Genomic DNA, 5,436 nt, shown 5'->3' on the forward strand with positions numbered 1-5,436 from the left:
CTTCGTCGCCCATACGCCGGGGTTTGTCGAGAACGTAATGGCTGTGACGCTGGTATCGGGATCGCGCTGGTTCACGTTCGCTTGTCATCCCGGCCGAAGCGCAGCGTAGAGCCGGGACCCAGACTCTTAGATGCAGCACTGGGTCCCGGGTCTCGCAAGTGGGCTCGCCCGGGATGACAATGGAGGTTATCGAAGCTCAGGTGGCCGACCGAATATTTGGCGTCTTCGACGATTCCTGCGCTGGATCCCCTGCCTTCTCCGGCGTGCCAAGAGGCCAGTGCCTCCGGCTGGCTCTGCGGAGCAGAGTCGGAGGCGCAAATCAAAAAGGGACGGGACGACGTGGCCTACGTCCGGCGCCAATCGCTTGATTAGGAGGAAATTGCCATTGCCGAAGCCATTGAGCTGAGTGAATGTCGATAGTCGCCTTAATGGACGGGACCGAGGGAGGTTAGCCAACCATCCGGGAGACCGACCCATGCGTGAGGACAAGTGCTCAACACAGCTGACGGCTCAAGATAACCTTGCGATCAATCGCAGAAATATTCTGCTCAGCAGTGCGTCGCTGCTCGCACTGACCGCCACAGCAGCAACGACTGCACAGGCACAAGCCCCCGAACCGGCCGCAGAGCCACCGCCTAGGAGTGGCAAGCCCAACATTCTCGTCATCTTCGGCGACGACATCGGCCAGAGCAATATCAGCGCCTACACCTTTGGCCTCTTGGGCTATCAAACACCCAACATCGATCGCCTCGGTAAAGAAGGCATGAAATTCACCGACTACTATGCCGAGCAGAGTTGCACGGCGGGCCGGTCCAGTTTTCTTACCGGACAGGCAACGCTACGCACCGGTCTTTCCAAGGTTGGCCTGCCGGGCGCGGATCTCGGACTTCGCGCCGAAGACATCACCATTGCTGAAGCCTTAAAGCCGCTTGGTTATGCTACCGGCCAGTTCGGCAAGAACCACCTCGGCGACAAGAACGAGTTTCTACCGACCGTGCACGGCTTCGATGAGTTTTTCGGCAATCTCTAGCACTTGAACGCCGAGGAGGAGCCAGAGCACCCGGATTACCCGAAAGACCCCGCGTTCCGAGCCCAATTCGGCCCACGCGGCGTTCTCAAATGCAAGGCCACGGACAAAGACGATTCGACCGTTGATCCGCGCTTCGGCAAGGTCGGTAAGCAGACAATCGAGGACACGGGGCCGCTCACCAAGAAGCGCATGGAGACGATCGACGACGAGACCACTGACGCCGCAGTCGATTTCATCAAGCGTCAGGTCCAGGCGGAGAAACCGTTTTTCTGTTGGTTCAACTCGACCCGCATGCATGCCTTCACGCATGTGCGCGACTCGATGCGGGGTCAGAGCGGTATGCCGGACAACGAGTACGGCGACGGCATGATCGAGCACGACGGTGACGTCGGCAAACTTCTCAAGACGCTTGACGATCTTGGCATCGCCGACAACACAATCGTCGTCTACTCGACGGATAACGGGCCACACATGAACTCGTGGCCGGATGCCGCCATGACACCTTTCCGAAACGAGAAGAATTCGAACTGGGAAGGCGCTTTCCGCGTTCCCGCTTTCGTCCGCTGGCCGGGCCACATCAAGCCGGGCTCAGTCTCCAACGAAATGTTCTCGGGCCTCGACTGGTTGCCGACCTTGCTCGCGGCAGCCGGCGACTCCGACGTCAAGGAACGGCTTGTGAAGGGCTGGGATGCCGGCGGAGGGCGGACCTACAAGAATCATCTCGACGGCTATAACCAGCTTCCTTATCTCACGGGTCAGCAGGAGAAGTCGGCGCGCAAGGAGTTCTTCTACTTCAACGACGATGGCCAACTTGTGGCTATCAGGGTGCAGAATTGGAAGGTGGTTTTTTGCGAGCAGCGGACCGAAGGTACGCTGGCTATTTGGCGCGAACCATTCACGTGTATGCGGGCGCCGACCATGTTCAACCTGCGCATGGATCCTTACGAGCGAGCCGAGATCACCTCGAACACTTACAACGACTTTTTGTTCCGGCGTTCGTTCCTTGTCGTGCCCGCACAGGCGCTCGTAAAGAAGTTCGTCGATACGTTCAAAGAATTCCCGCCGCGTCAAAGGCCCTCGAGTTTCAGCGTCGATCAGATCATGGAGCAGTTGGAGAAGCCGTCAGGAGGCTGATCTGACGATGCCGTGTAGGCCCGCATTTGTCGACGACGGGCCGGCGCGATATCCGCTTTGGGTCAGAAGCTGACTCTGCGAGCGCTATGCGTCGGCGCGATCTGCCGACCCAGCCGCTACTTCTTGCGGAACTGGTCGAGGCTTAGGATCTTGGCGCCGGTCTCGGGCGCAGGTTCCTTTTCGATCGTCGCAATGTCCGCGTCCTTGTCGCGCGGCTCGCCGGCGCGCGTGGCGGGCTCGGGGCTGGGCGGCGCCGGCTCGGCAGATCCGGCGGATGTTCGAGAAGACTGCGTGGCCGGTCCGTCCTTGTCGCCGCGCGGCTTGCGGGGCGTACGCGACTTCTTCGGGATGGTGCGCGGGCTATCGGCATTGGCTTCGCCGAATTGATCGTAAGCGCCGTCGGCGGTTATCGCGTGGCGGGAAGCGGCCAGTTCGCGGTCGCTGGCTTCTTCGTCGAATTGCAGGCCGTAGCGCACGCTCGGGTCGATAAACACCTTGATGGCGGCAAACGGAACGACAAGTCGCTCGGGAATGCCATCGAACGTCAGCTTCACCTCGAAGCGATCGTCCGAGACGATCAGATCCCAGAAGCGATGCTGCAGGACGATCGTCATTTCGCTCGGGTATTTTTCTTTCAGACGCTTCGAGAGAATGACCCCCGGCGCCTGCGTCAGAAACGAAACATAAAAATGATGTTCGCCGGGCAGCCCCGTCTTGACGATTTGATGCAGCACGGCGCGCACGACACCGCGCATCGCCTCCTGCTGCAACTTCGCGTAATCTATGGTCGGCCCCGTTGCCATACCTCAGCCTTCAAGAATCCCGTGTATTCAGTCGACGTCTGAGAGCAGTTTTGCCGTCCAGTCAAGACCGTGCGCCAAGAAGTTAAGAAGAGTGGAGGGCTTCTGTTGCCCGGTGCCCTCCGGACCGCGCCTTACCCGGCTAGGGGCAAGGGCTTCGAGTTCAGGCTAATCGCGCCGCATTACGCAGCGAGAGCAACCTCAGCATAGTTGTCATTGGCAACTATTCTGTATGACCCGATAACGGTGGTATCATGCCGGGCAAAAGCAAAGTCCTTTACGCCTTCGTCGATCCTATTTCGCCCCCATCAGATGCCGCCGCGCCAACTCGAAATAGCGGCAGGCTGCGGCATATGGTGGAAGCGCCGGGTACCGCCCCCGGGTCCGATCGGCTTATTACGACCGCGTTTATCACCATAGCTGGCAAGCCAGCACACCGAATATAGTGTGCATGCGGCTCGAAACAAAGCACTTCGAGCGCTGTTGCGCCGCCGGCGTGAAGAACCTGTTACCCATTGGCCGCGGCTGGGCCTGCTTGGTGGTTTTTGGGCTGCATTTCGGTCCGCAATCCAGCCTAAATGCGCAAAGTGAAATTGAAATGGCGGCACGGCATCGAGTGGGAGAAGCCGAATAGTGAGTGTTCTGTTGGAAGATCGTGCTTCGGCGCCCGTTGGAATTGGATCTTGGAGGCGGGCGGCGCTGGTGCTGGCGGTGTCGCTGGCGATTATCCTTCTTGCAACAGCGGCGGGATATGGAGCCGCCGCCCTGTTCGATACGTGGGCCCGTGTCGATGAGCCCCGCGCATTTGCCGCAGGCGAGATGACGGCGCTGCTGACGGCGCGCGTAACTCTTTCTCTTGTCGTCTTTCAGTGCGTCACGATCCTATTGGTCTTTCTGGCTAACGCTCGCCTGCGGTTTCCCGACACGTCGTTCCTGCCTTTTCAGATGCCGCTGGGCGGCGCCAGGACACTTGCTCTTGCCGTGCTCGCGCTCCTTGTTCTGGCGGGTATTTACGGAGGCTTGGTCTACTCGGTCGATAAGCAGGCATTCAGTCACGATATCGAGCCGTTCGCGGAAATGATGAAATCGCGGACGTGGTGGTTGTTGCTGCTCGCGGCAGGAGTTGGTGCGCCGCTGGCCGAGGAGTGCCTTTTCCGCGGGCTGCTCTATGGCGCCTTGAGGCGAACGCCTTTCGGCATGACCGGGGCCGCACTCCTGACGGCCGTCATGTGGGCGTTGCTTCACGCCAATTATTCGGCCTATGGGCTGGTCGCGATCACCCTCATCGGGCTTTACCTCGCCTTCCTACGCGAGCGGACCGGAACGCTCGTGACGCCGATCGTCTGCCACGGCGCCTACAACTCTTTGATCGTACTTGCCTTGGCGTTCGCTCCCGACAACTTCCTTTCCGTCGGATAATCAACGAGGAGGCCGCGCCCGAGGGATCGGCACTCCGAATCGCGCTAGTTTTCAGCTCATGCAGCAATATCTCGATCTCTTGCGCCGCGTGCGCACCGAAGGCGTCAAGAAAACGGACCGCACAGGCACCGGGACGCTGTCTGTTTTCGGGCACCAGATGCGTTTCAATCTGGAGGACGGTTTTCCGCTCGTCACGACGAAGAAGCTGCATACAAAATCGATTGTCATCGAGCTGCTTTGGTTTCTAGCCGGCGATACCAACACGCGCTTCCTGAAAGACAATGGCGTCGGCATCTGGGACGAGTGGGCGGACAAGAACGGCGATCTCGGCCCGGTCTACGGTAAGCAGTGGCGGAGCTGGCCGGCACCCGATGGCACGGCGATCGATCAGATCTCCGACGTCGTCGCGGAGATCAAGCGTAATCCGGACTCCCGCCGGCTCATCGTATCGGCATGGAACCCTGCCGACATTCCGAAGATGGCGCTGGCGCCGTGCCATTGCCTGTTTCAATTCTACGTCGCCGATGGCCGGCTTTCATGCCAGCTCTATCAGCGGTCGGCGGATGTGTTCCTCGGCGTGCCGTTCAATATCGCGAGCTACGCGCTTCTGACGATGATGATGGCGCAGGTCACCGGATTAAAGCCGGGCGACTTCGTGCATACTTTCGGGGACGCGCACCTTTATCTCAATCACCTGGAGCAGGCCGACTTGCAATTATCGCGTGCTCCAAGGGCTCTGCCGCGCATCGACATCAATCCCGGCGTGTCGTCGATCTTCGATTTCAAGTTTGAAGATTTCACCCTCGTCGGCTACGACCCCTGGCCGCACATCAAGGCGCCGGTTGCGGTTTAGGACGATCGTCACATGAAAATCAGCCTTATCGTTGCCGTAGCGGAAAACGGCGTCATCGGACGCGACGGTGGCTTGCCGTGGCGGCTGTCGTCGGACCTCAAGACCTTCAGGCGGTTGACGATGGGCAAGCCCATCATCATGGGCCGGCGCACGTTTCAATCGATCGGCAAGCCGCTCGACGGTCGCGACAACATTGTCGT

At 59.6% G+C, this 5,436-nt stretch carries 4 protein-coding genes, 1 other RNA gene and 1 pseudogene; 4 read left to right on the forward strand and 2 right to left on the reverse strand.

The annotated features are described in order from the left end of the window. Positions 1-475 precede the first annotated feature (475 nt). A pseudogene (locus VN623_RS02120) lies at positions 476-2,164 on the forward strand (arylsulfatase). A 116-nt stretch (positions 2,165-2,280) separates the two neighbouring features. On the opposite strand, the gene VN623_RS02125 reads toward VN623_RS02120, so the two are convergent. Then, on the reverse strand, positions 2,281-2,967 hold the full coding sequence (locus VN623_RS02125; RefSeq protein WP_325567639.1) for an SspB family protein: 687 nt from the start codon (positions 2,965-2,967) through the stop codon (positions 2,281-2,283). 90 nt (positions 2,968-3,057) lie between these two features. Continuing rightward, positions 3,058-3,436: a transfer-messenger RNA gene (ssrA, locus tag VN623_RS02130) on the reverse strand. A gap of 161 nt (positions 3,437-3,597) precedes the next feature. On the opposite strand from ssrA, the gene VN623_RS02135 reads away from it, so the two are divergent. From VN623_RS02135 to VN623_RS02145, 3 genes are all read left to right on the forward strand, one after another. After that, on the forward strand, positions 3,598-4,383 hold the full coding sequence (locus VN623_RS02135) for a CPBP family intramembrane glutamic endopeptidase (RefSeq protein ID WP_325567641.1): 786 nt from the start codon (positions 3,598-3,600) through the stop codon (positions 4,381-4,383). A 58-nt stretch (positions 4,384-4,441) separates the two neighbouring features. Then, positions 4,442-5,236, forward strand: a complete 795-nt coding sequence (locus VN623_RS02140) for a thymidylate synthase (RefSeq protein ID WP_325567643.1) — start codon at positions 4,442-4,444, stop codon at positions 5,234-5,236. Between the two features lie 12 nt (positions 5,237-5,248). Beyond that, the coding region (locus tag VN623_RS02145; RefSeq protein ID WP_325567645.1) for a dihydrofolate reductase at positions 5,249-5,436 on the forward strand (188 nt) is incomplete at its 3' end.

The organism is Hyphomicrobium sp., assembly GCF_035572195.1.
GTDB lineage: Bacteria > Pseudomonadota > Alphaproteobacteria > Rhizobiales > Hyphomicrobiaceae > Hyphomicrobium_B.

Bases quoted from the DNA above. Each gene is read 5' to 3' on its own strand.
- VN623_RS02140 (WP_325567643.1), top strand. From the start codon at position 4,442: ATGCAGCAATATCTCGATCTCTTGCGCCGCGTGCGCACCGAAGGCGTC.
- VN623_RS02125 (WP_325567639.1), bottom strand. From the start codon at position 2,967: ATGGCAACGGGGCCGACCATAGATTACGCGAAGTTGCAGCAGGAGGCG.